This window comes from Enterobacter cloacae complex sp. IR5403 (assembly GCF_049238705.1).
In the GTDB taxonomy this organism is placed as follows: Bacteria; Pseudomonadota; Gammaproteobacteria; order Enterobacterales; family Enterobacteriaceae; genus Enterobacter; species Enterobacter hormaechei_C.
This window is the reverse complement of sequence record NZ_JBMKHP010000002.1, coordinates 33,251-55,455: the sequence shown is the minus strand read 5'-3', so window position 1 is coordinate 55,455 and position 22,205 is coordinate 33,251. Positions and strand designations below refer to the sequence as shown.

The window sequence follows — 22,205 nt, the reverse complement described above, 5'->3', positions numbered from 1 at the left end:
CATTCTGCCTGCGCTTAGCTGCCGAACCAGACCGCAGCGGAGATCGCCGGCAGCGTGAGCACGCTCTCCTGGAACGTCGCTTTACCCTCTTTGCTCTTCCACGTTTTACCGGCCAGCAGTGGTGAATCTTCCAGCACCACTTCACACGCCTCGCCCCGGTTGATCGCCACCAGCACGCGCTGCTGGTTATAGACGCGGACAAACACCACTACGTTATCGTGGGCGTACATCACCTGACAGCCCCCGTAGCGCAGGGCCTGACTCTGCCTGCGCAGCGTCGCCATACGCTGGTACAGGCTGAACAGATCCTGATCCTGTTTTTCACTCTCCCACGGGAAGGTTTTACGGCAGAACGGATCGTTATTCCCCTCCAGCCCCACTTCATCGCCATAGTAGATGCAGGGTACGCCCGGCCAGGTAAAGAGCCAGGTCACCGCCAGCGGCAGACGCGCCACATCTTTACCCAGCAATGATTTAAAGCGCGCGGTATCATGGCTGTCGAGCTGGTTAAACATCCGCAGCTGCTGCTGATGCGACAGGCCAGCGCGATAGTTTTCCATCCACGCCATGCAGGTTTCGGCGTCGATATGCTGCGGATCGTAAGAGATATCGGTGTTAGCGAGGAAACCCCACAGCGGGAAGGTGAAGCCGCGATAGTTCATCGCCGCGTCTTCTGCATCAGCCTGCAACCACTGCCGCGCGTCGCCAAAGTGCTCCCCGAAGACGAATGCTTCCGAGCGGGCCGCTTTTGCCGACCGGGTAATGGCGGCGACATGCTGAAGGTTATTCCGCGCCCCGCCTGCTTCACCCAGCATATGCACCACGTCCAGTCGCCAGCCGTCCATGTTCCACGGCGCTTTCAGCCAGTGGCGCACGATGCTGTCGTCGCCGCCGTAAATCTCGTTCACCAGAGAGGGCGACTGGAAATCCAGCTTCGGCAGGCTCGGGTAGCCCAGCCAGTCCAGCGCGCGCCCCTCCTCGTTAAAGCTGTACCAGTCGCGCTGCGGCGAATCCGGGTTATGACACGCCCCGCCCATCGACTGATTATGACGGTCAAACCACGCGTGAGAATCACCGCTGTGATTGAACACGCCATCAAGGATCAGGCGCATACCTTCTTTTTGCGTGTTGTGCCGCAGCCGCAGCAGCGCCTCGTCACCGCCAAACTGCTCGTCAACGTGGCGGTAGTCCTGCGTATCGTATTTGTGCACGCTTGGCGCTTTAAACACCGGGTTCAGGTACAGCGCCGTCACGCCGAGCGTTTTCAGGTACGGCAGTTTTTCGCTGATACCGTCGAGATCGCCGCCGTAAAAGGTCGATCCCCCCGCCTGGGCGGTCAGCGGCTCGTCCCATTTTTTCAGAATGATGTCGTGACCGACCGCATGATGGTAATAAACCTTATCCTGATCGGCGGTGCGCTTTTCGCTGCGCGCAAAGCGGTCCGGGAAAATCTGGTAAAAGACCTGATCGTTAACCCACTGCGGGCCGTTATCCGGGTGATCCACGGCAAACTGCTCCAGCCGGGCCGGAGGAAAACGGCTGAAGCCCTGCGGGGTAAACCACAGCTGCCGGTTGTTCCACAGCAGCTTGAAGCCGTAGCGGCGACGCGGCTGCCCGCTGCGCAAATCGATATTTGCCCGCCACGCCGTGACGCCCGGCTGCGGCTGGCTGCGCACTTTGTGCATTTTCAGCGACGTTTCTTCGTTATCCACTTCGGCGCGCAGGGTCACACGTTCAGGCTGATTGTCCCCTGCCAGCCAGAGCGTAATCACAAGGTTGTCTTTGTTTTGCTTAACAAATGGGGCAACCGGAAGGTGCCAGGCGTTTAACATCACGAATCCCCTTTGATGAAATTGACGTCACCTTGCCACAGGGTGATTAAAGATAGCTCATCGTGTTCGGGATTATTGGGGGAGGAGAACGGAGGAGGAGATTTTTTCCAGGGCAAAAGGGAATGTAGGCCGGGTAAGCGCAGCGCCACCCGGCATTTTTACCTTACTGTGCTTCCGCCAGCTGACGATCGCGGCGACATTTAAACATCCAGCCCACCAGCAGCAGGACGATCCACGCGAAGCCCACGTACAGGGAGATTCGGGTACCCGGGTGATAACCAATCAGGCCAATGATGAAGACCAGGAAGATGAGGCCGACAATGGTCGTTGGCACGCCGCCCGGCACTTTAAACTTCAGCGCTTTGGCCTCTTCCGGCGACAGACGGCGGCGGAACGCAATCTGCGACAGCAGGATCATGATCCACACCCATACGGTGGCGAAGGTCGCCAGCGACGCAATCACCAGGAAGACGTTCTCCGGCATGATGTAGTTCAGGTAGACCGAGAACAGCAGCGCCACGGTCATGACCAGCACCGTTACCCACGGGGTGCCGCGACGCGACGTTTTGGCAAACACCTTCGGCGCACTGCCCTGCTCCGCCATGCCATGCAGCATACGACCCACGCCGAACACGTCACTGTTGATGGCCGACAGCGAGGCGGTCAGTACCACAAAGTTGAGAATGCTGGCGGCAAACGCAATGCCCATATGCTGGAAAGTCAGGACAAACGGGCTGCCGTTGGTACCCACCTGGTTCCACGGGTAGATGGACATAATCACAAACAGCGTGCCCACGTAGAACACCAGGATACGCATCGGCACCGAGTTGATGGCGCGCGGAATGGACTTCTCCGGATCTTTCGCTTCCCCGGCGGTGATGCCGATAATCTCAATACCGCCGTAGGCGAACATGACCATCTGGAGCGACATGACCATCCCGAGCCAGCCGTTGCTGAAGAAGCCGCCGTTGCTCCACAGGTTATGGATGCCGGTTGGCTGCCCACCGTTGCCGATACCCCAGATGATGATGCCGAAACCGGCGAGGATCATGATAATAATGGTCGCGACCTTGAAGAAGGAGAACCAGAACTCCAGCTCGCCAAACACCTTCACGCTCATCAGGTTGACGGCGCAGATGATCAGCACCACGCTCAGTACCCAGATCCAGTGCGGCACGGCGGGGAACCAGACCCCCATATAGATGCCAAACGCCGTCACATCGGCAATGGCGACAATCAGGATTTCAAAGCAGTAGGTCCAGCCGGTGATAAACCCGGCCAGCGGGCCTAAGTTTTCTTGTGCGTAGCGGGAGAAGGAACTGGCAGAGGGGTTGTGAACCGACATCTCCCCCAGCGCACGCATGATGATATAGGCCGCCACGCCGCCGATGATGTAGGCCAGCAGAACGCTTGGACCGGCCATTTTGATGGCATCTGCCGAGCCATAAAAAAGACCGGTGCCGATAGCCGAGCCCAGCGCCATAAAGCGGATGTGGCGGGTGCTCAATCCACGTTTAAGTTTGTTAGTGCTTTCCATTAAAATCTTGCCATTCAACACGAAAAAAACAAAAAACCACGGGGCCTTAAGCCCCGTGGTTAAACAATTTGTTGCCGTTGATTAATGGGCGTTGGATGTCACCTGACGCCCTGCCGCACGGTCCCAGATAATCGCCAGAACCAGCGCTACAACGGAAGGCATCAGCCAGGCCAGGCCCTGCTCGGACAGCGGCAGACGCTGTGTCCAGGCTGGCAGGATTTCTGCAAATGCTGATGCTTTGATCCCGTCTAGGATACCAAAAATCAGGCTGATAAACATGGCCGGCGCAATAATTCGCGTCGAGTTATGCCACCACGGGCGGGTGAAGCTCAGCACCACCAGCACGATACATGGCGGATAGATCGCCGTCAGCACCGGAATTGACACCTGAATCAGGTGGCTCAGACCGAGGTTTGACACCGCCATGGAGAAGATGCCGAGGATAAACACCAGCGTGCGGTAAGAGAGCGGCAGATACTGGGCGAAGAACTCCGCGCAGGCGCAGGTCAGACCCACCGCCGTCACCAGACAAGCCAGGAAAATCAGCGCCGCCAGCAGCATGCTGCCTGCACCACCAAAGGTATGCTGCACGTAAGCATGCAGGATCGCCGCGCCGTTTGCGCTCTGATCGACCAGCGTTGCGCTATCTGAACCCAGACGGAACAGCGCCAGATACAGCAGCGTCAGGCCGACACCGGCCATCAGGCCAGCCCAGATGGTGTAGCGAGTCAGCAGGCGCGCTTCGGTCACCCCGCGGGAACGCGCGGCGTTAACGATAACGATACCAAACACCATCGCACCCAGCGTATCCATTGTCAGATAGCCGTTCACGAAACCGTTTGAGAACGCCGCGTTCTGATAAGCGTCCATCGCGGAGCTGATGGGCCCCGCAGGCCAGACGATGGCCGCAACCGCCAGCACGATCAGCGCCACAATTTTCAGCGGAGCCAGGAAGTTACCCACGGTATCCAGCAGTTTGCCGGGATAGAGAGAAACCAGAATCACGATGGCGAAGTAAATGAGGCTGTAAATAAACAGCGGCATCGCGCCGTCACCGGTCAGCGGGGCGATACCCACTTCAAAGGAGACGGTCGCCGTACGCGGGGTCGCGAACAGCGGGCCAACGGCCAGATAGCAGACGGTTGCCAGCAGAACGCCAGCCACTTTGCCAATCGGGGTGCTGAGGCTGTCCACACCGCCACCGACTTTCGCCAGCGCGATAACGGTCAGTACCGGCAGGCCCACGGCAGTAAGCAGGAAGCCAAACGCAGCCGTCCAGACGTGTTCACCCGCCTGTAAGCCAACCATTGGAGGAAAAATGATGTTACCTGCGCCAACGAACAGCGCAAATGTCATAAAGCCCAGCGCGATAATGTCACGCGATTTCAAGTGATGGGTCATAAAACCTTACTGCCTGTGGATGTGGTGTTGAATACGTTGAGATTTTCGCCATCCCTCACGGGACGATACAGCGGAAAATTTGCTCAATTTCAGCGGGATATGCTCCCGTCCTGGCGTGGCGAAGAAGAGTTTTTCGATTTACCACGCAAATACAGTCGGTCTGACAGTATATGGGGGGCAATTTAAACGCTTATAACGTTTAAAGGCAAGAAGGGATCGTAAAACCAGAACAATATGCCAGCATGAAAATTCAGACCAAAATAATATGCCATGTATAAGAAAAACTCATGGCTAATCATGCGAACAAAAAAGCACCAGCCGTATAATATTCATCCGCGTTTCGCTTGACTGCAAAGCAAACGGGCCAGCAATCGCTGGCCCGTGGAAAGGTAGCCTGACACATCTGCCGTCAGGCGCTTTTTTTGGCAATTAATCGTTCCGGAATCACGAAGCTAAAGCGCGTGCCCTTACCCAGGGTGCTTTCGATATTGAGCCGGCTTTCGTGGTGGCTGACGGCATGCTTCACAATTGCCAGTCCCAGTCCGCTCCCGCCGGTCTGCCGCGAGCGCGCCTTATCCACCCGGTAGAATCGTTCGGTGAGACGCGGGAGGTGCTCGGGCCCAATCCCCGGCCCGTTGTCCTCGACGCTAAACTCAGCGCCCGCCGGGGTATGCTGCCAGCACACCGCGATATGCGTCCCTTTCGGGGTATGATTCACGGCGTTATAGACCAGGTTTGAGATAGCGCTTCGCAGCTCATCTTCACTGCCGAGCACTTTCAGCGTGTTATCAACGTCAAAACTCAGGGTGTGCTGATTATGACTCAGCGTTTGGGCTTCGCGCTCCACCACCCGCAACATCATCGGCACATCAATGATGTCGTTTAGCGCCAGCGACGGGGCAGCCTCAATCTTTGAAAGCGTCAGCAGCTGTTTGACCAGCCCTTCCATGCGGAACGTCTGCTCCCGCATGGTATGCAGTGCTTTCTCACGCGGCGCCCCCTCAAGCGTTTGCTCCTGCATCATCTCCAGGTAGCCCTGAAGCACCGTCAACGGCGTACGCAGCTCGTGGCTGACGTTGGCAAAGAAGTTACGTCTCGCGCCCTCAAGCTGGTGCATCTGGGTAACGTCCCGCGCCACCATCAGCCACTGCCGATCGCTGTAGGGCATCACGCGGATTTCCAGATGGCGACCGTTATTGAGCTTCAGATTGTGCGGGCGCGAAAAATCCCGCTTTTTCAGATACAGCGTGAACTCGGGATAACGCAGAAGGTTCAGGATGTTCTGACCATTATCATCCGGCCAGCGCAGGCCCAGCAGCTGTTGCGCGAGGCCATTACACCAGAAGATTGTCCCTTCTTCTGTCGTCAGGATCACCGCGTCCGGCAGCGACTCCGCACCGCTACGAAAGCGTTTGATCAGGCTTCCCAGCTCACGACGGCGCTTTTTGTTACGCATCTGCATCTGGTGCAGGCCGTAGAGTAGCGGTTCCCAGCTCCCGCTTCCCGGCGGGGGGGTCATACTTCTGTCGACCCACAGCCACCAGGAGAGACGCAGTAAATTCCAGAAATGCCAGACGAGCAATCCCGTCACGGCCACCAGTAAAAACCACGGCAGATAGCCAAAGATAGCCCCCAGAATGAGGGCAGGAATACAGCATAAGATCAGTTCAAAGACGAGCCTTTTCCATGACAGACGTTCCAGCACGCGTCACACTCCTGTCATTGTTCAGAAACGGGTCGAGAAGCGATAACCCGTGCCGCGGACCGTCTGTACCATGCGATCGTGGCCGCTCAGTTCCAGTGCTTTACGCAGGCGGCGAATATGGACGTCAACCGTTCGGTCTTCGACATAGACGTTAGTTCCCCAGACGTTATTCAGCAACTGTTCGCGGCTGTAAACGCGCTCCGGGTGGGTCATAAAGAAGTGCAGGAGCTTAAATTCGGTCGGTCCCATATCGAGGGGATTTTCACCGGTCATGACCCGGTGTGAGGTAGGATCCAGGCTCAGCCCCTGCATCTCAATCACCTCTTCCACCGCCATCGGTGAAATACGGCGCATCACGGCTTTAATACGCGCCACCAGCTCTTTCGGGGAGAACGGTTTAGTGATGTAATCGTCCGCGCCGGTTTCCAGACCGCGCACGCGATCCTCTTCCTCGCCGCGCGCCGTCAGCATTACCACCGGGATATCGCGGGTCATCGCCTCGCGTTTGATATGCTTGATAAACTGCAATCCGGAACCGCCAGGCAGCATCCAGTCCAGCAGGATCAGATCGGGCCAGGGTTCATTCAGCTGGTTCACCGCGCTGTCATAATCTTCCGCTTCAACCGGCTGGAAGCCATTTTGTTCAAGCACGAAGCACACCATTTCACGGATCGGAGCTTCATCTTCTACGACCAGAATACGTCTCGCCATACTTTGCCCTGTCTTATCGTATTTAAGTTACAAGTCTGTAATGCGGCGTCATTATGCGTCAGATTTATGACAGATTTATGAAAAACATTACCACTATAAATGGCAAACTGTTGTTTTATTACAGCGGTTATTTTCCCTTCACCGAACGTTTATAATCCTGCTTTCTTATTATGGCCACGGATCTTTTATGCGCATACTTCACACCTCAGACTGGCACCTGGGTCAAAATTTTTACAGCAAAAGCCGCGCCGCGGAACATGAAGCGTTCCTGAACTGGCTGCTGGAGACGGCTCAGGCTCACGAGGTGGACGCGATTATTGTGGCGGGCGACATTTTTGATACCGGATCGCCGCCGAGCTATGCGCGTGAGCTGTACAACCGTTTTGTGGTCAACCTCCAGCAAACCGGTTGTCACCTGGTGATTGTCGCCGGAAACCATGACTCGGTGGCGACGCTGAATGAATCCCGCGATATTCTGGCGTTCCTCAATACCACCGTGGTGGCCAGCGCCGGACACGCGCCGCAGATCCTGAAAAAACGCGACGGCACGCCGGGCGCGGTGCTGTGCCCAATCCCGTTTTTACGCCCGCGCGATATCGTACAAAGCCAGGCTGGTCTGTCCGGCAGCGAAAAACAGCAGCATCTGTTGCAGGCCATCACCCGCTATTATCACCAGCAGCATACGGAAGCCTGCGCCCTGCGCGGCGATCAAGCCATTCCGATCATTGCCACCGGACACCTCACCACCGTCGGAGCCAGTAAGAGTGATGCGGTGCGCGAGATCTATATCGGTACGCTGGACGCGTTTCCGGCGCAAAACTTCCCCCCCGCCGACTACATTGCCCTCGGGCATATTCACCGGGCGCAGATCATCGGCGGCTGCGAGCATATCCGCTACTGCGGCTCGCCCATTTCGCTCAGTTTTGACGAAACGGGCAAAGCCAAATCCGTGCATCTGGTGAGCTTCACCGGGGGCAAACTCAGCGCCGTTGAGACGCTTGAGGTGCCAGTCACCCAGCCGCTGGCGGTGCTGAAAGGCGATCTGGCCGCCATTACCGCTCAGCTTGAGCAGTGGCGCGGCGCAGCGCTTATTCCCCCCGTCTGGCTCGATATCGAAATCGCCACCGACGAGTACCTGTACGATATGCAGCGTAAAATTCAGACGCTGACGGAAGACCTTCCCGTGGAAGTGCTGCTGGTACGCCGCAGCCGCGAGCAGCGCGAGAAAATTCTGCTCAACGCCCAGCGTGAAACGCTTAGCGAACTTCGGGTTGAAGAGGTGTTCGCGCGGCGGCTTGCGCATGAAGAGGTGGACGAGGCCAGACGCACCAGGCTTAACGAGCTGTTTGCCCAGACCCTGCATTCCCTCCATGACGAGGACGAAAACGCATGAAAATTCTGAGCCTGCGTCTGAAAAATCTGAATTCGCTGAAGGGTGAGTGGAAAATTGATTTCACCGCGGAGCCGTTCGCCAGCAACGGACTGTTTGCCATCACCGGCGCAACCGGCGCGGGTAAAACCACGCTGCTGGATGCCATCTGCCTGGCGCTGTACCACGAAACGCCGCGTCTTAATAAGGTCTCTCAGGCACAAAACGACCTGATGACGCGCGATACCGCCGAATGCCTGGCGGAAGTGGAATTTGAGGTCAAAGGCGTTGCTTATCGCGCTTTCTGGAGCCAGAACCGCGCCCGCAACCAGCCGGACGGGAACTTACAGGCACCGCGCGTAGAGCTGGCCCGCTGCGAAGACGGCAAAATTCTGGCCGACAAAGTCACGGATAAGCTGGAACAAACCGCCACACTCACCGGGCTGGACTATGGTCGCTTTACCCGCTCGATGCTGCTCTCTCAGGGGCAGTTTGCCGCCTTCCTGAATGCTAAACCGAGCGATCGCGCAGAGCTGCTGGAGGAACTGACCGGCACGGAAATTTACGGCCAGATTTCCGCCATGGTTTTTGAAAAACACAAAGCGGCACGTAACGCGCTGGAGGTGTGCGAAGCGCAGGCCGCAGGGGTTGTGCTGCTGAGCGAGGAACAGCAGCAACACTTGCAGCAAAGTTTGCAGGCACTTACTGACGAAGAAAAAGTCCTGCTGGCACAGCAGCAAAGCCAACAGAAAGATTTTCAGTGGCTTACGCGTAACGACGAACTGATACGTGAGCAGCAGCGTGCAGCCGCTTCGCAGCAGCAGGCGCAACAGGCTCTGACGGACGCCGCGCCCCAACTGGCGAAACTCCAGCTGGCGCAGCCCGCCGCCCAGCTACGTCCGCTATGGGAGTATCAGCAGGAGCAGACCACCCGCCTGGCGCAGACAACAGAGCGAATTGTTGAAGTAAATACTCGCTTACTCGACAGAGCGGCGCAGCGCTCGCGTATTCGCAACGGTGCGCTGCGCAACCGTGAACAGTTGCAGGCAGAGCATACGGTACTGACGCAGTGGCTGACCGAACACGATCGTTTCCGTCAGTGGGGGCAGGAAATTGCCGGCTGGCGGGCGCATTTTACGCAGCTGAATCGCGATAAAAATCAGCTTGTTGCCCAGTCAGCGCGCATTGCTGAGCTTCGTCAGAAGCTGGCTGAGATGCCTGAAAGTACGTTGACGCTGACGGCTGAGGATCTCGCGACGGCAATGGAGCAACAGGCACAATCGCGGGCGCTCCGCCAGCGTCTGACAGCGCTTCACGCTCGCTATCAGCCGCTGCAAAAACGGCTGCGCCAGAATGCGGAAAGCGTGCAGAAAGCGCAGGCTGAGCAGAGTAAGCTCAATGAAACGCTGATCCTGCGGCGTCAGCAGTTCAAAGAGAAAAATCAGCACTATGCCGACCTGAAAGCGCTCTGTGAGCGTGAGGCGACAATCAAGGATCTTGAGAACTATCGTGCACAGCTCGAAGCGGGTAAGCCTTGCCCGCTCTGCGGTTCACGCGAACACCCGGCAGTTGTGCAATATCAGGCGCTTGAACTGACTGACAATCAGCGCCGCCGCGACGCGCTGGAGAAAGAGGTTGCCGCGCTAAAAGAGGAAGGATTGCTGGTGCTCGGGCAGGTGAATGCGCTGACCCAGCAGATCCAGCGCGAGACAGAGGAAGCACAGACTCTCTCTGAGGAAGAGCAAGCACTCACTAAAGAGTGGCTGGAGGTCTGCGCCTCCCTGAACATAGCGCTGAATATTCAGGATGATATTGCCCCCTGGATGAGCGAACAGGAACAGTATGAACGCCAGTTGTATCAGCTCAGCCAGCGTCTGACGCTGCAAAACCAGCTCAATGAACAGGAAGGTCAGGCGCGCCAGTACCAGCAGCAGCTGACGGCGACGCGTCAGGCGCTGGCGGCCTCGTTACAATCTCTGTCGCTTAACGTGCCCGATGAAGGGGCTGAAAGCGCCTGGCTGAGCTCGCGCGAAAGCGAATATACCCTGTGGCAGGAAAAACAGGCCCAGCACGGTACGATTCAGGAACGTATTAACGCCCTGATGCCCATCCTGGAGACGCTGCCGGTTACCGATGATGCAGAAGCCGACGCGGTTATTCCTGAGAACTGGCGCGGCATCCACGACGAATGCGTGTCGCTGCAAAGCCAGCTCACCACCCTACAGCAGCAGGAGACGCTTGAGCGTGAACGGCTCCAGCAATCACAGGCTCAGTTCAACGCCGCGCTGACCGCGAGCTGCTTTGCCGATCGGGAGGCATTTCTCTCCGCCCTGCTGGATGAAGCGTCGATCCGCCAGCTTGAACAACAAAAGCAGACGCTGGAAAACCAGCTCCAGCAGGCCACGGCGCTTTCGGTGCAGGCAAGCCAGCAGCTTCAGGCGCATCAGGCACAGCGCCCCGAGGGGCTGGAAACCGATGCCGCAACGCTTCAGGCGCAGTTACACCAGCTGGCGCAACAGCTTCGGGACAACACCACGCATCAGGGGGAGATCCGCCAGCAGCTCAAACAGGACGCCGATAACCGTCTGCACCAGCAAGCGCTTATGCATCAGATTGAGGAGGCGGCGCGTCAGGCCGACGACTGGGGCTATCTCAACGCGCTGATAGGCTCCAGCACCGGCGATAAATTCCGTAAATTCGCCCAGGGGCTGACGCTGGATAATCTGGTGTGGCTTGCCAACCAGCAGCTCAACCGTCTGCATGGCCGCTATCTGCTTCAGCGTAAAGCCAGCGACGCGCTGGAGCTGGAAGTGGTCGATACCTGGCAGGCCGATGCGGTACGCGATACCCGTACCCTGTCCGGCGGGGAGAGCTTCCTGGTCAGTCTGGCGCTGGCTTTAGCGCTTTCCGATCTGGTCAGTCACAAAACGCGCATTGACTCGCTGTTCCTGGATGAAGGATTCGGCACGCTCGACAGCGAAACGCTGGACACCGCGCTGGACGCGCTCGACGCGCTGAACGCCACCGGGAAAACCATTGGCGTGATCAGCCACGTAGAGGCAATGAAAGAGCGTATTCCGGTGCAGATCAAAGTGAAGAAGATCAACGGGCTGGGATATAGCAGACTGGACAGGGAGTTTGCGGTGCAGTAAATGGGGGGATGGTGCGCTCTGGTGCCCTCACCCTGGCCCTCTCCCACGAGGCTGAGGGTTCCCCACAAAATAATGCCTGCACAGACGGCCCCCTCTCCCTTGAGGGAGAGGGCTGGGGTGAGGGGGAACATACGGCTCTGGTGGTCATTCCGTTCACTTTATGTTCCTTGCTACTCTGTCACGACATGACCGGTGAACGTGCCAGGGTGGCTCAGTCGCCACCACCCTGGCGACCCGGGCTTCCGGCGGAAAATCGCCGCTTCGCGGTGCCTTCGGCTTATTCCTTCCGGCTTATCGGGGACGGGCGGAGGTAACATCCCTGTAAAGCCCGCCCTCTCGGCGCATCCCTGCGCCTCGCCCCGGCCTACAGGAAACGCCTCAGCGATTTACAGCCGGACCGAGGCATCGCTGAAAGCCCTCAGTTATTCTGAGGCAACGTTATAGCTTTTGCTTTCAAATTACTGGGGTAGCCTCTCCCCACGGGGAGAGGCTACAAACATCAAAAACGGCTTGCGTTTATTCCGGCCAGAGCCACGCCGCGCCGCGTACGCCGCTGGAGTCACCGTGGACGGCTTTGCGGATCGGCGTTTCGCACTCGCCGCCAAATACCCACTGTTTCACCAGCGTTGGCACCGTGGCGTACAGCCGGTCGACGTTGCTCATGCCGCCGCCCAGCACAATCACGTCCGGATCGAGGATATTGATCACATGCGCCAGTGACTTAGCCAGCCGCATTTCGTAGCGGCTGAGCGCCAGTTCAGCCACCGGATCCTGCTCCTCAACCAGACGCATAATCTCGTTACCTTTCAGCGGCTGACCGCTCAGACGATGATAATCGGTGGCAAACCCCGTACCGGAAATAAAGGTCTCAATACAGCCCTGCTTGCCGCAGTAGCACGGCACTTCGGCGCGGTATTTGAGTTCATCTTCGTCCATCCACGGCAGCGGGTTGTGCCCCCACTCGCCCGCGGTGCCGTTGCCGCCAATATGCGAACGCCCGCCGATAGCCACGCCCGCTCCGCAGCCGGTGCCGATAATGACCGCAAATACGGTCTGCGCGCCAGCTGCTGCGCCATCCACGGCCTCAGAGACCGCCAGGCAGTTAGCGTCATTCGCCAGACGCACCTCCCGGTTCAGGCGTTGGCTTAAGTCTTTATCAAACGGCTGACCGTTGAGCCAGGTGGAGTTGGCGTTTTTCACCACGCCGGTATACGGCGAAATGGAGCCGGGGATCCCCATCCCGACCGTGCCCGTCTCGCCCGTTGCCTGCTCTGCCATATCGACCAGGCGGGCAATCGTCTCTATGGTCTGGCGATAATCATCGCGCGGCGTAGGCAGACGGTGGCGAAACAGTTGCTCCCCCTGCTCGCTCAGCGCAATGACTTCTGTTTTGGTGCCGCCCAAATCAATCCCAATACGCACAAGACACTCCTCATTATTTTGATTATCAACAGAGTAGAAGCCCGCTTCCCGATTAGCAATGCAAGCGATGCGACAATTCGTTATCATGCCCGCTGATTTAACGACAAGGCCGTGGAAATTATCATGCTGTGGTTCAAAAATTTGATGGTTTACCGTCTCAGCCGCGACGTTTCGCTGCGTGCAGAAGAGATGGAAAAACAGTTAGCCGCTTACTCCTTTACCCCTTGCGGTAGCCAGGATATGGCAAAAACCGGCTGGGTTCCGCCAATGGGTTCTCAAAGCGATGCGCTGACCCACGCCAGCAGCACGGGGCAAATCATCGTTTGCGCCCGTAAAGAAGAGAAGATCCTGCCGACGCCCGTGGTTAAGCAAGCGCTCGAAGCGAAGATCTTCAAGCTGGAAGCTGAACAGGGCCGTAAGCTTAAAAAAACCGAAAAAGATTCGCTGAAGGATGAAGTGCTGCACTCGCTGCTGCCGCGCGCCTTTAGCCGCTTTAGCCAGACCATGATGTGGATCGACACCGTTAACGGGCTGATCATGGTGGACTGCGCCAGCGCCAAAAAAGCGGAAGATACCCTGGCGCTGCTGCGTAAGAGCCTTGGCTCATTACCGGTGGTACCGCTGGCGCTGGAAACGCCGATTGAGCTGACCCTGACCGAGTGGGTGCGCAGCGGGACTGCCGCGCAGGGCTTCCAGATCCTTGATGAAGCAGAGCTGAAAGCGCTGCTGGAAGATGGCGGCGTGATCCGCGCGAAGAAACAGGATCTGGTGAGCGACGAAATCGCCGTGCATATTGAAGCGGGCAAAGTGGTGACCAAACTGGCACTCGACTGGCAGCAGCGCATTCAGTTTGTGATGTGTGATGACGGCTCCGTGAAGCGCCTTAAGTTCTGTGATGAACTGCGCGATCAGAACGAAGATATCGACCGCGAAGATTATGCTCAGCGCTTTGACGCAGACTTTATCCTGATGACCGGCGAGCTGGCGGCGCTGATTCAGAACCTGGTGGAAGGTCTCGGCGGCGAAGCGCAGCGCTGACAGGCAAAACGTAGGCCGGGTAAGCGAATGCGCCACCCGGCATGCTTTTATTTCAGATAGCGGCACAGATAAGAGGTTGGCTCTGCAACCTGTAAATGGAACTCGCTGTGGCCCGGCACGTTGAAGACCTGCCCGGCACTATAGACTTTCCACTCCGTTTCACCCGGCAGCAGGACGTTCAGCGCGCCGCTGACCACCGTCATCTCTTCCGCTTCTGCGGTGCCAAAGGTGTATTCCCCTTCCGCCATGACGCCGACACTGGCGCGGCCAGTGCTGCTGCTGGTAAAACCAATGGATTTCACTTTACCGGAAAAGTATTCGTTACTTTGAAGCATGAACTGGCCCTTATATTTATAGAGAAAAATCCACTATAGGGGCCATGCTCATGACCTGTCACGCAAAATCATTACACCAGTAATTCTGACGCCAGGCGCGCCATCAGGACGTTAGAGAGCAGCACCGGAACATCCAGCGCCTTTTGCAGTAAATCACGATGCCGCTGATGGAAGCCCAGGCAGTCGAGCATCAGGACATCCGCCCCTCTGTCGATCAACTCCTGCCCGGCCGCAATCAGCTTCGCTTCGCTGTCCCAGAACGGGTTTGCCAGCGCGTACAGCGGGGTGTGCTCCAGCGCAGCCCACTTCACCGTCTGGTTATCCAGCAGTTCCTCAACGGGAACGATGACCCCAACCTGATGACCATCAACAATTGAGGCCACCAGCGGGGGGATAATCCGCATCGGTTCGAGCAGAATGGCATTACGCGCGCTGAGCCCTTTAACGGGTGCCGTGCTCATCAGCAAAATAACGTCATAGTCCTGATTGTCGAGCACTTCGATCACGCCCTGTAGCGCGCGCTCGATTTTCTGGCGCGACACATGCGCCAGTTTACCGTCACTGAGTAACGTTGCCAGGGGATCTTCCCCCTCTCCGACCGCGTAGTCTTCCATGACCTCTTCCCGACTGAGCTTCCCTAACAGACTGAGATGCGTAATTTGTTGTTCAGAGACATGCTCGGTTAAGAGCGGTAATACTTCGCTTACAGGCACCACACCAATCGTGAGGATCGCCAACGTCGCCTTCATTTTGATCGCCTTCCGTTACTACCACAACTGCCACACAGGTACAGGCTCACTACGCTGCACTGTTCATTTATTCAACAAAACAGCACCAAGCGTAGCAGGGGATCTCTACATCGTAATGTAAAGATCGACTGGCCTTTCCGAATCCACCTGTAATAACTAAATATTAACTGCTGCTTAACATCAGCGATAAGTTAAAAGTGTGATTCAGGCACGGTTGTAACGAATTCGGATTCCTGTTAGGACTTCTCAGGATCCTCATAGCGCCGTTTCGCATCCAGCGCTTCCTGTTCGGTTTCATGTTCGCTGATCAGCGAATCAGGTTTAGGGTGATCGGCACGCAGCTGGTACCAGGTTACGGTCTGATCGCCGTTACCTTTTTCAACGGTAACGATGCGGGCTTCACGTGGATAGGGAGGTCTGGTTGGCATAGCTCATCCTTTTTTTATGTCTGAGCTATGAGTATAGACGGCTGTTAGCTGGCGCAAGCCAAACGCAGGGCGGTAATAATCTGAATCGCAACTTTCTCGGGTGACGCCGACGCATCCACAACGTGGTGTGCCGCCTCGCGGTACAGTGCATCGCGTTCGGCAAGGACGTCGCTGACCTCTTCACTCAGCGGTTTCGCGGTCAGCGCCGGGCGCTGCCCCTCTTCCGGAAACGCCTCCAGCCGCCCCACCAGCGTAGAGACCGGTGCACAAAGGTAGATCACGACACCCTTTTCGCGCATAAACTGGCGATTATACGGCGCCAGAATAATGCCCCCACCGGTCGCAATCACGGTTGACGGCGCGGTCACCGCTTCCAGCGTGGCCGTTTCACGCGCACGAAAGCTCTCCCACCCCTCATCCTCTACGATATCGGCGATGGTCTTACCGGCATTCTCCTGGAGCCAGTGATCAGTATCGACAAACTGACTCTGGCACAGACGCGCCAGCTCCAGACCAACGGTGGTTTTCCCACAGCCGCGAGGGCCAACTAAAAAGATGGGTGGGTTCATAACCAGGTGTTCCCCTTGCTGCCGGATAACTGAAGGCTGTAAAGAAATGATTGCAGTAGATGTTGCGCTAACTTTACTGCAAAGCGGTACGGAATGACAAGCCTGTGGAAGCCACACTGTACCACAAAACCGCCCGCAGGTGGGCTACGCCGGGCGGCGCTTCACTTCCAGCAGCCATTTATCCAGCTCGGCGGCAAACTGCTGGCGATCGCGCTGCGACAGGCTGTCCGGTCCACCGGTTTGCACGCCGCTGGAACGAAGCGTATCCATAAAATCACGCATGGTGAGCTTCTCGCGGATCGTTGCCGGCGAATAGCGTTCTCCGCGCGGGTTCAGCGCCGCCGCCCCTTTCGCCAGTACATCGGCAGCCAGCGGGATATCCGCGGTGATCACCAGATCTCCTGCGTCACACAGGCGTACTATCTCGTTATCCGCCACGTCAAACCCGGCCGGAACGCGCAGAGAACGGATGTATCTGGAGGGCGGCACGCGGATATTCTGGTTCGCCACCAGCGTCAGCGGCATCTGCACGCGCTCGGCAGCACGAAATAAAATCTCTTTAATCACATTCGGACACGCGTCCGCATCAACCCAAATCGCCATCGTCTCTCCCCATTATGATTCTGGCGACTATTGTCGCCTGCATTTCGTTGTTAAGCTATCTGTGAGAGATAACAACGCATAATAACGGAGAGACGTGATGGATAAGAAAATCGGGTTTATCGGCTGCGGAAACATGGGTAAAGCTATCCTCGGCGGACTGATTGCCAGCGGGCAGGTACTGCCGGGGCAGATTTGGGTCTATACCCCATCCCCGGATAAAGTCGCGGCGCTGCGTGATGAGTATGGCGTCAACGCTGCCGAAAGCGCGCAGGAAGTGGCTCAGGTGGCGGATATTGTCTTTGGCGCCGTTAAGCCGAATATTATGATTAAAGTCCTGAGCGAGATCACCTCCAGCCTTAACAAAGAGACCCTGGTGGTGTCGATTGCCGCAGGCGTGACCCTCGATCAGCTCGCCCGCGCGCTGGGTCACGACCGTAAGATTGTTCGCGCCATGCCAAACACCCCGTCGCTGGTGAATGCCGGTATGACCTCCGTCACCCCTAACGCGCTGGTCACTTCTGAAGACGTGGCAGATGTACTGAATATCTTCCGCTGCTTCGGCGAAGCGGAAGTGATTGCCGAACCGATGATCCACCCGGTGGTCGGCGTGAGCGGCTCTGCCCCGGCGTATGTTTTTATGTTTATCGAAGCCATGGCCGATGCCGCCGTACTGGGTGGAATGCCGCGCGCGCAGGCCTACAAATTCGCAGCGCAGGCGGTGATGGGTTCGGCCAAAATGGTGCTGGAAACGGGCAAACATCCGGGCGAACTGAAAGATATGGTGTGCTCGCCGGGGGGCACCACCATTGAAGCCGTGCGCGTGCTGGAAGATCGCGGGTTCCGCTCCGCCGTGATCGAGGCGATGCAAAAATGCATGGAAAAATCAGAGAAGCTCAGTAAGTCCTGATGCGCTACGCCGGGCGTCAGGCGGCCACTTCGGTGCGGCCCCGTCCGGCATTTTTGGCTTTATAGAGGGCCACGTCCGCCGCCTTTAGCCATTCACGATAGTGGGTGAACTGCGCCCCCCAGGGGGCAACCCCAACGCTGATACACAACCTCGCCATAGGTGCTCCGTGCAGCGGCATGTTGACCAGCCGTTCGTGGACGCGCGACATCGCAGCAATCGCGCTGTCAGCAGGCGTGCCGGACATGATCACCGCGAACTCATCCCCGCCAAAACGGCCAATATAATCGCCTGAGCGCAGGGTCAGCTGAAGCTGGCGCGTGATGGCGACAATCGCTTCATCCCCCACGTCATGCCCCCAGGTGTCGTTGATCGTCTTGAAGTGATCGATATCGATGAGCAGTATCGTCGCCTGTCGATGGCTGCGACGGCAGGCCTCAAATTCGTTACGCAGCAGCGTTTCCCAGTGACGGCGATTGAATACGCCGGTCATTCCGTCGCGGGTACTCATCAGCTCAAGCCGACGCTTATGCTCTGCCAGACGGATCGCCGTGCGGTGGCTGAGCCAGGCAAACAGTATGGGGTAGACCACCAGCACGGGGAGCGTCAGCCACAACGCCAGCGGTTCAGAGGTCAATAGCACAGGAGTACCCGTGGATTGCACGGTCAACAGGGCAGACAGAGCAAGCAGCGCCAGTCCTGTCAGAAATAACCGGCATCCCCCCGATCCCATCATATTCATGCCGATCATCATGATCAGCGCCGCCGTTGGCAGCGCACTGAACCCTGTTAGCCCCATCCAGACGCCGGCAATAATGGCATCGATTTTCAGATTAACGATTTCACTGCTGTGGGGTTCAGCCGAACGAAAAGCCAGCTGCCAGGCCAGATGGGGCCAGACAAAGACCCAGCCCACCAGCAATAACCACCAGACGCCGGAAAGAAACTGGCTCACCAGGACGCTGGCAAGCGGAACGAATAGCGCCGCCAGACCAACGATGCGTGCCAGCCGTATTCGCCGGGCAAATCGCAGACCGGAACGGTATGAATCATCCTGAGAAAGCTGCTGGTACCACGCTTCCCGAATGTTCTCGTGATTGTCATAAAACTCATCATTCATCATTTTTGGGAATATTCTGAAACATTTTCCCAAATTATAGAGAGGGGGGTAGCGGGGAAAGTATGAAATTTTGGGTGAGCCACAGCCGTGACTCACCCGTTAGCACTACGCCTGTTTTTTCAGGCACGCGCTCATGAACTTGCTGCGATCGTCGCCTTTCAGCATCTGCTGTGTCGCCTGGGCGTTGCACTCGCGCATTTTTTGCTGCTGCGGGGTCAGGCTTTTTTCACCGGGTTTAGCCGCACCATTTTTAAGGCAGTCGCTCATGTACGTTTTACGGGCATCCCCTTTCAGGCTTTGCGATGTCGCCTGTTGGTTACAGGTCGTCATGCGCTGCTGCTGGGGCGTTAACGTTTTCTCTTCCGCGTGTGCTGAGGCCATCAGACACAGGCCAGAGAGAAGGGTAACCAGTATTGTTGTTTTCATTGCACCATCCTTTATGTGAAGTTCCACGTTAAGTCTGGTTCGTTACGGAAAAAAAACCACCCTGCGAACCTGATTTTCGCCGGGCTTCCCGGTTATTTCAGCCCTGTAGCGACACAATGATCATTATCCGGTTTCGCCGGAAGGGAGGCGGTAATTAATAGCAGAAATTATGCGGTGAAAAGTGTGCTCTGTCTCAATTTAATTTCCCCTGCATAAATGTGTAAAAATAAAAACAGAGCGACGCCAGGCATCCTGCATGACAATTCTGTGACACGTCATTTCACCTCAGACAGGTTAGCTGCGAGGATGCCTTAAAAGCTTCTTTACGTATTGCTGAAGCAGCTCCGCATCTTCCGCAGGCACCAGGGAATCAGGACGCGCTTTTTCCAGCGCGCCTTCAACGTTGTCAATCAACGCCTCCTGCTCCGGCTTTGCCATCTGTCGCAGCAGCGCCGTCACAACTATTTCCAGCGCCTCGACCTGGGCAACCAGCTCTTTCGACTCTTCTTCCTTTTGGGCAAGCTTAACCAACAACTCAGCAATGAGATTTTTCATGGTGCTATTTCCTTATGTGATTTCCCCTGAAATTAACACCCTCACTGAATAATGAAAAGCATGGATTGGCTTTATCTTATGCAAAAGTGACATCGCTGCCAAAAAAGATATTTCAGCGCGAAAGCGAAACGTTTTTCTAAAAGAAAGGCGCCGCATTTCGTTATATAAAAATGCGGCGTTCATAAGAATAAATAATATATTATCGTGTTTACCGGGCCGACTTTGCCTCAGCGATTCGCCTGCGGCGTCGCAAGGCAAAGGCCAGTTGAATAATATTCAGCAGGACCACCACCGCCGTCGCGGCAAATACCCAGCGGAAACCCGCCATCGCCGAGACCGAGGCGCCGATAAGCGGGCCCGCTACGTTGCCTAAATACATGAACGACTGGTTGTAGCCAAAAATGCGGCCGGTTACCTGGTCACTGGAATATTTCACCAGCAGCGTCTGTACAGCGGGCAGCATGGCGCCATCCGCGAAGCCAAGCAGGAAGCGCAGGATGCCCAACTGAAGAGGTGTGGTGACGAATGACATGGCAAAGAAAAGGATCACCGCAATGATGAGCGTTGCCATCAGAATACGTGCCGTACCGATCCTGTCGCCCAGTTTCCCCAGACGCGGAGCGGACATCAGCGCCGACACGCCAGGCACGGCGGCAATCATCCCGCTCAGAAACGCAATGTTGCTGCTGTCCGGTGCCATCGACTTGATAAACAGCGCCAGAATCGGCCCTACCGAGCCGTTACAGAGCTGGATCACCATCGTCGTCACAAAGAGGCTAATCATCAGGCCAGGATACGGCAGCGAGGCGAAAACCGCTTTTCCGCTCAGGCGTTCGGATTTACTGACAACAGGCCGCCCGCCCTCTTTAATCAGAAAAAGGGTGACCAGAAAGCTGATCGTCAGCAGGATCGCGGTAATGATAAAGACCGCACGCAGCCCGACATGGTCAGCCAGGAAGCCGCCGAGCAGCGGGCCGCCAATGACCCCGCTGATCTGGGCGGTGGAAAGCGTGCTGAGCGCCCAGCCGCTTCGCTCACGCGGTACCTGTGAGGCCACCAGCGCCATGGCATTTGGAATGTACCCGGAGGTCAGCCCCATTATCGCCCGCAGAATAAACAGCTGCCAGACGTTGGTGGCGAAGGCCTGGAGCAAAATGGCTATCGCCATCCCCAGCGAGGCGCGAAGCAGCATCAACTTGCGTCCCTTGCGATCCGCCAGGCTACCCCACATCGGCGACACAATGGCGGAGACCAGAAACGTCACGCTGAACGTCAGGCCGGACCACATGGAGAGCGCTTCATGGGAAGTGACCCCCAGCTGCGACACATACAGCGGCAGGAAGGGCAATATCTGGCTGATAGCCAGTCCGGTGAAGAAGCAGCCGAACCAGACTGAAATGAGGTTAACTTTCCAGGATTCCATAACAGAAATAGTCTTCATTTTTAGGCGAATTCGCCGACAGATTAGCAAGTTACGCGCAATGACATAGCGCCAGAGATGCGGCCTTGCAGACTTTGGTGTTTTATCTTCCCAGTCATCATATTTGTGAAATAAGTCACAATTTATCCAAATTTAGGCGGAAGATTATGCTTCATCGACATAATCCATATCCGCGCATCCCCAGATGGAAATGGTTGGCATGGGCGGCATTATAGTCCGGTCCCAGACCGTTACCGTAATAACCACAGCTTGCCGAGAGCAGCGCCTGTAGCCAGGGCTGCGTCTTTTCCGCTTTCCAGCCGTTCAGGACGGTAACGCGCTGTCCGTTTGCCAGCCTGAAAGCGCTGATATCCAGCGCATCCGCCGTGGCATGTTCGCTGCGCCGCGCATCCGGGCGGCTGTAGATATTGCGGCAGGCGAAGCTGCCCAGATGTTCAATACGGGTAAGCTCGCTTCCCGTCCAGGTTTGGGTGAGCGGTCGGGCCTGCTGGCTGACAAACAGCGCAGAACTTAACGCCAGCGGACAACTGGCCAGAAAGCTACTGTTCAGGCTCACCGGGCCAAAATCGCGCACGCGCACCACGTTACTCAGCGGACACTCACCGGCGCTGTCAGCGACAGTCTGGGTACGGATAAGCTGGCGTTGATTCGCCTGCGCTAACAGGCTTTCGCATGCCTGCGGTGTTAAACGTCGAAGTTTAAACTGGGTTATTTTTCCGGGCGGATCGTCAAGCGTAAGCGGCACGAAAGGATTGTAATACGGCGGCAACCAGCGGTAGCCCACCGTGGCGATCCCGGCAATAACAATAAGAATAAACAGACCTTTTCCTTTCACGCGCCCCCCTTCAGCATCCCTCAAAACATTATGGCAGAAGGCCGCGAAACCCGCCGGGCATCGTGGTATGTTA

At 56.8% G+C, this 22,205-nt stretch carries 20 protein-coding genes; 4 read left to right on the top strand and 16 right to left on the bottom strand.

What is annotated here, in order from left to right; all coding sequences use genetic code 11:
- Nucleotides 1-14 precede the first annotated feature (14 nt).
- The 5 genes from malZ to phoB form a co-directional block, all read right to left on the bottom strand.
- A complete protein-coding gene (gene malZ / locus ACOTW6_RS03245; protein WP_062933840.1) occupies nt 15-1,832 on the bottom strand; it encodes a maltodextrin glucosidase in 1,818 nt (605 codons plus the stop codon).
- A gap of 163 nt (nt 1,833-1,995) precedes the next feature.
- Nucleotides 1,996-3,369, bottom strand: a complete 1,374-nt coding sequence (gene proY / locus ACOTW6_RS03240; protein ID WP_062933841.1) for a proline-specific permease ProY — start codon at nt 3,367-3,369, stop codon at nt 1,996-1,998.
- 81 nt (nt 3,370-3,450) lie between these two features.
- The gene (gene brnQ, locus ACOTW6_RS03235) at nt 3,451-4,770 is read right to left on the bottom strand and encodes a branched-chain amino acid transporter carrier protein BrnQ (RefSeq protein WP_003859118.1); all 1,320 of its coding nucleotides are present in this window, start codon (nt 4,768-4,770) and stop codon (nt 3,451-3,453) included.
- 409 nt (nt 4,771-5,179) lie between these two features.
- Nucleotides 5,180-6,475 carry a phosphate regulon sensor histidine kinase PhoR gene (gene phoR / locus ACOTW6_RS03230; RefSeq protein ID WP_017383159.1) on the bottom strand — a complete coding sequence of 432 codons (1,296 nt, stop codon included), beginning with the start codon at nt 6,473-6,475 and terminating at the stop codon, nt 5,180-5,182.
- A gap of 21 nt (nt 6,476-6,496) precedes the next feature.
- Entirely contained in the window at nt 6,497-7,186 is a 690-nt protein-coding gene (gene phoB, locus ACOTW6_RS03225; protein ID WP_003859122.1) for a phosphate response regulator transcription factor PhoB, read from the bottom strand.
- Between the two features lie 187 nt (nt 7,187-7,373).
- Here phoB and sbcD point away from each other — a divergent pair, with 187 nt between their 5' ends.
- Together sbcD and sbcC are read left to right on the top strand one after the other, a co-directional pair.
- The gene (gene sbcD / locus ACOTW6_RS03220; protein ID WP_062933843.1) at nt 7,374-8,579 is read left to right on the top strand and encodes an exonuclease subunit SbcD; all 1,206 of its coding nucleotides are present in this window, start codon (nt 7,374-7,376) and stop codon (nt 8,577-8,579) included.
- The gene (gene sbcC / locus ACOTW6_RS03215; RefSeq protein ID WP_116329809.1) at nt 8,576-11,707 is read left to right on the top strand and encodes an exonuclease subunit SbcC; all 3,132 of its coding nucleotides are present in this window, start codon (nt 8,576-8,578) and stop codon (nt 11,705-11,707) included. Before sbcD ends, sbcC begins: the two co-directional genes overlap by 4 nt.
- A 516-nt stretch (nt 11,708-12,223) precedes the next feature.
- On the opposite strand, the gene mak is transcribed toward sbcC, so the two are convergent.
- Nucleotides 12,224-13,129, bottom strand: coding sequence for a fructokinase (gene mak, locus ACOTW6_RS03210; RefSeq protein ID WP_062933731.1), 906 nt, complete (start codon nt 13,127-13,129; stop codon nt 12,224-12,226).
- Nucleotides 13,130-13,252: 123 nt separating this feature from the next.
- Between mak and rdgC the strand changes: the two genes are divergently transcribed.
- A complete protein-coding gene (gene rdgC / locus ACOTW6_RS03205) occupies nt 13,253-14,167 on the top strand; it encodes a recombination-associated protein RdgC (protein ID WP_006809928.1) in 915 nt (304 codons plus the stop codon).
- Nucleotides 14,168-14,214: 47 nt separating this feature from the next.
- Here rdgC and ppnP read toward each other — a convergent pair whose 3' ends face one another.
- The 5 genes from ppnP to ACOTW6_RS03180 all read right to left on the bottom strand — a co-directional run bounded on the left by ppnP (nt 14,215) and on the right by ACOTW6_RS03180 (nt 16,851).
- Complete coding sequence (gene ppnP / locus ACOTW6_RS03200; RefSeq protein ID WP_003859131.1) at nt 14,215-14,502, bottom strand: pyrimidine/purine nucleoside phosphorylase; 288 nt, start codon at nt 14,500-14,502, stop codon at nt 14,215-14,217.
- A 71-nt stretch (nt 14,503-14,573) separates the two neighbouring features.
- Complete coding sequence (locus ACOTW6_RS03195) at nt 14,574-15,251, bottom strand: AroM family protein (RefSeq protein ID WP_003859133.1); 678 nt, start codon at nt 15,249-15,251, stop codon at nt 14,574-14,576.
- 236 nt (nt 15,252-15,487) lie between these two features.
- Nucleotides 15,488-15,679 carry a protein YaiA gene (gene yaiA / locus ACOTW6_RS03190; protein WP_003859135.1) on the bottom strand — a complete coding sequence of 64 codons (192 nt, stop codon included), beginning with the start codon at nt 15,677-15,679 and terminating at the stop codon, nt 15,488-15,490.
- Nucleotides 15,680-15,723: 44 nt separating this feature from the next.
- A complete protein-coding gene (gene aroL, locus ACOTW6_RS03185; RefSeq protein WP_017383154.1) occupies nt 15,724-16,248 on the bottom strand; it encodes a shikimate kinase AroL in 525 nt (174 codons plus the stop codon).
- 144 nt (nt 16,249-16,392) lie between these two features.
- Nucleotides 16,393-16,851 (bottom strand): YaiI/YqxD family protein, encoded by a 459-nt coding sequence (locus ACOTW6_RS03180; RefSeq protein WP_003859141.1) that lies wholly within the window; start codon nt 16,849-16,851, stop codon nt 16,393-16,395.
- 97 nt (nt 16,852-16,948) lie between these two features.
- Between ACOTW6_RS03180 and proC the strand changes: the two genes are divergently transcribed.
- Nucleotides 16,949-17,758: a pyrroline-5-carboxylate reductase gene (proC, locus tag ACOTW6_RS03175; protein ID WP_045334495.1), complete on the top strand. Its 810-nt coding sequence runs from the start codon at nt 16,949-16,951 to the stop codon at nt 17,756-17,758.
- Between the two features lie 16 nt (nt 17,759-17,774).
- Here the strand turns inward: proC and adrA are convergent, their stop codons facing one another.
- The 5 genes from adrA to ACOTW6_RS03150 form a co-directional block, all read right to left on the bottom strand.
- Entirely contained in the window at nt 17,775-18,878 is a 1,104-nt protein-coding gene (gene adrA / locus ACOTW6_RS03170) for a diguanylate cyclase AdrA (protein ID WP_062933730.1), read from the bottom strand.
- A 102-nt stretch (nt 18,879-18,980) separates the two neighbouring features.
- Nucleotides 18,981-19,301 carry a phosphate starvation-inducible protein PsiF gene (psiF, locus tag ACOTW6_RS03165; protein ID WP_048981818.1) on the bottom strand — a complete coding sequence of 107 codons (321 nt, stop codon included), beginning with the start codon at nt 19,299-19,301 and terminating at the stop codon, nt 18,981-18,983.
- A 294-nt stretch (nt 19,302-19,595) separates the two neighbouring features.
- Complete coding sequence (gene iraP / locus ACOTW6_RS03160; RefSeq protein WP_062933729.1) at nt 19,596-19,856, bottom strand: anti-adapter protein IraP; 261 nt, start codon at nt 19,854-19,856, stop codon at nt 19,596-19,598.
- Between the two features lie 208 nt (nt 19,857-20,064).
- Complete coding sequence (locus ACOTW6_RS03155) at nt 20,065-21,279, bottom strand: multidrug efflux MFS transporter (RefSeq protein ID WP_015571317.1); 1,215 nt, start codon at nt 21,277-21,279, stop codon at nt 20,065-20,067.
- A gap of 169 nt (nt 21,280-21,448) precedes the next feature.
- Nucleotides 21,449-22,132, bottom strand: a complete 684-nt coding sequence (locus ACOTW6_RS03150; protein ID WP_062933728.1) for an extensin family protein — start codon at nt 22,130-22,132, stop codon at nt 21,449-21,451.
- Nucleotides 22,133-22,205: the final 73 nt, after the last annotated feature.

Excerpts from the sequence above, each read along its gene's own strand:
- malZ (WP_062933840.1), bottom strand. The coding sequence starts at position 1,832 with ATGTTAAACGCCTGGCACCTTCCGGTTGCCCCATTTGTTAAGCAAAAC.
- proY (WP_062933841.1), bottom strand. The coding sequence starts at position 3,369 with ATGGAAAGCACTAACAAACTTAAACGTGGATTGAGCACCCGCCACATC.
- brnQ (WP_003859118.1), bottom strand. The coding sequence starts at position 4,770 with ATGACCCATCACTTGAAATCGCGTGACATTATCGCGCTGGGCTTTATG.
- phoB (WP_003859122.1), bottom strand. The coding sequence starts at position 7,186 with ATGGCGAGACGTATTCTGGTCGTAGAAGATGAAGCTCCGATCCGTGAA.
- sbcD (WP_062933843.1), top strand. The coding sequence starts at position 7,374 with ATGCGCATACTTCACACCTCAGACTGGCACCTGGGTCAAAATTTTTAC.
- sbcC (WP_116329809.1), top strand. The coding sequence starts at position 8,576 with ATGAAAATTCTGAGCCTGCGTCTGAAAAATCTGAATTCGCTGAAGGGT.
- rdgC (WP_006809928.1), top strand. The coding sequence starts at position 13,253 with ATGCTGTGGTTCAAAAATTTGATGGTTTACCGTCTCAGCCGCGACGTT.
- ppnP (WP_003859131.1), bottom strand. The coding sequence starts at position 14,502 with ATGCTTCAAAGTAACGAATACTTTTCCGGTAAAGTGAAATCCATTGGT.
- ACOTW6_RS03195 (WP_003859133.1), bottom strand. The coding sequence starts at position 15,251 with ATGAAGGCGACGTTGGCGATCCTCACGATTGGTGTGGTGCCTGTAAGC.
- yaiA (WP_003859135.1), bottom strand. The coding sequence starts at position 15,679 with ATGCCAACCAGACCTCCCTATCCACGTGAAGCCCGCATCGTTACCGTT.
- aroL (WP_017383154.1), bottom strand. The coding sequence starts at position 16,248 with ATGAACCCACCCATCTTTTTAGTTGGCCCTCGCGGCTGTGGGAAAACC.
- ACOTW6_RS03180 (WP_003859141.1), bottom strand. The coding sequence starts at position 16,851 with ATGGCGATTTGGGTTGATGCGGACGCGTGTCCGAATGTGATTAAAGAG.
- proC (WP_045334495.1), top strand. The coding sequence starts at position 16,949 with ATGGATAAGAAAATCGGGTTTATCGGCTGCGGAAACATGGGTAAAGCT.
- adrA (WP_062933730.1), bottom strand. The coding sequence starts at position 18,878 with ATGATGAATGATGAGTTTTATGACAATCACGAGAACATTCGGGAAGCG.
- psiF (WP_048981818.1), bottom strand. The coding sequence starts at position 19,301 with ATGAAAACAACAATACTGGTTACCCTTCTCTCTGGCCTGTGTCTGATG.
- iraP (WP_062933729.1), bottom strand. The coding sequence starts at position 19,856 with ATGAAAAATCTCATTGCTGAGTTGTTGGTTAAGCTTGCCCAAAAGGAA.
- ACOTW6_RS03155 (WP_015571317.1), bottom strand. The coding sequence starts at position 21,279 with ATGGAATCCTGGAAAGTTAACCTCATTTCAGTCTGGTTCGGCTGCTTC.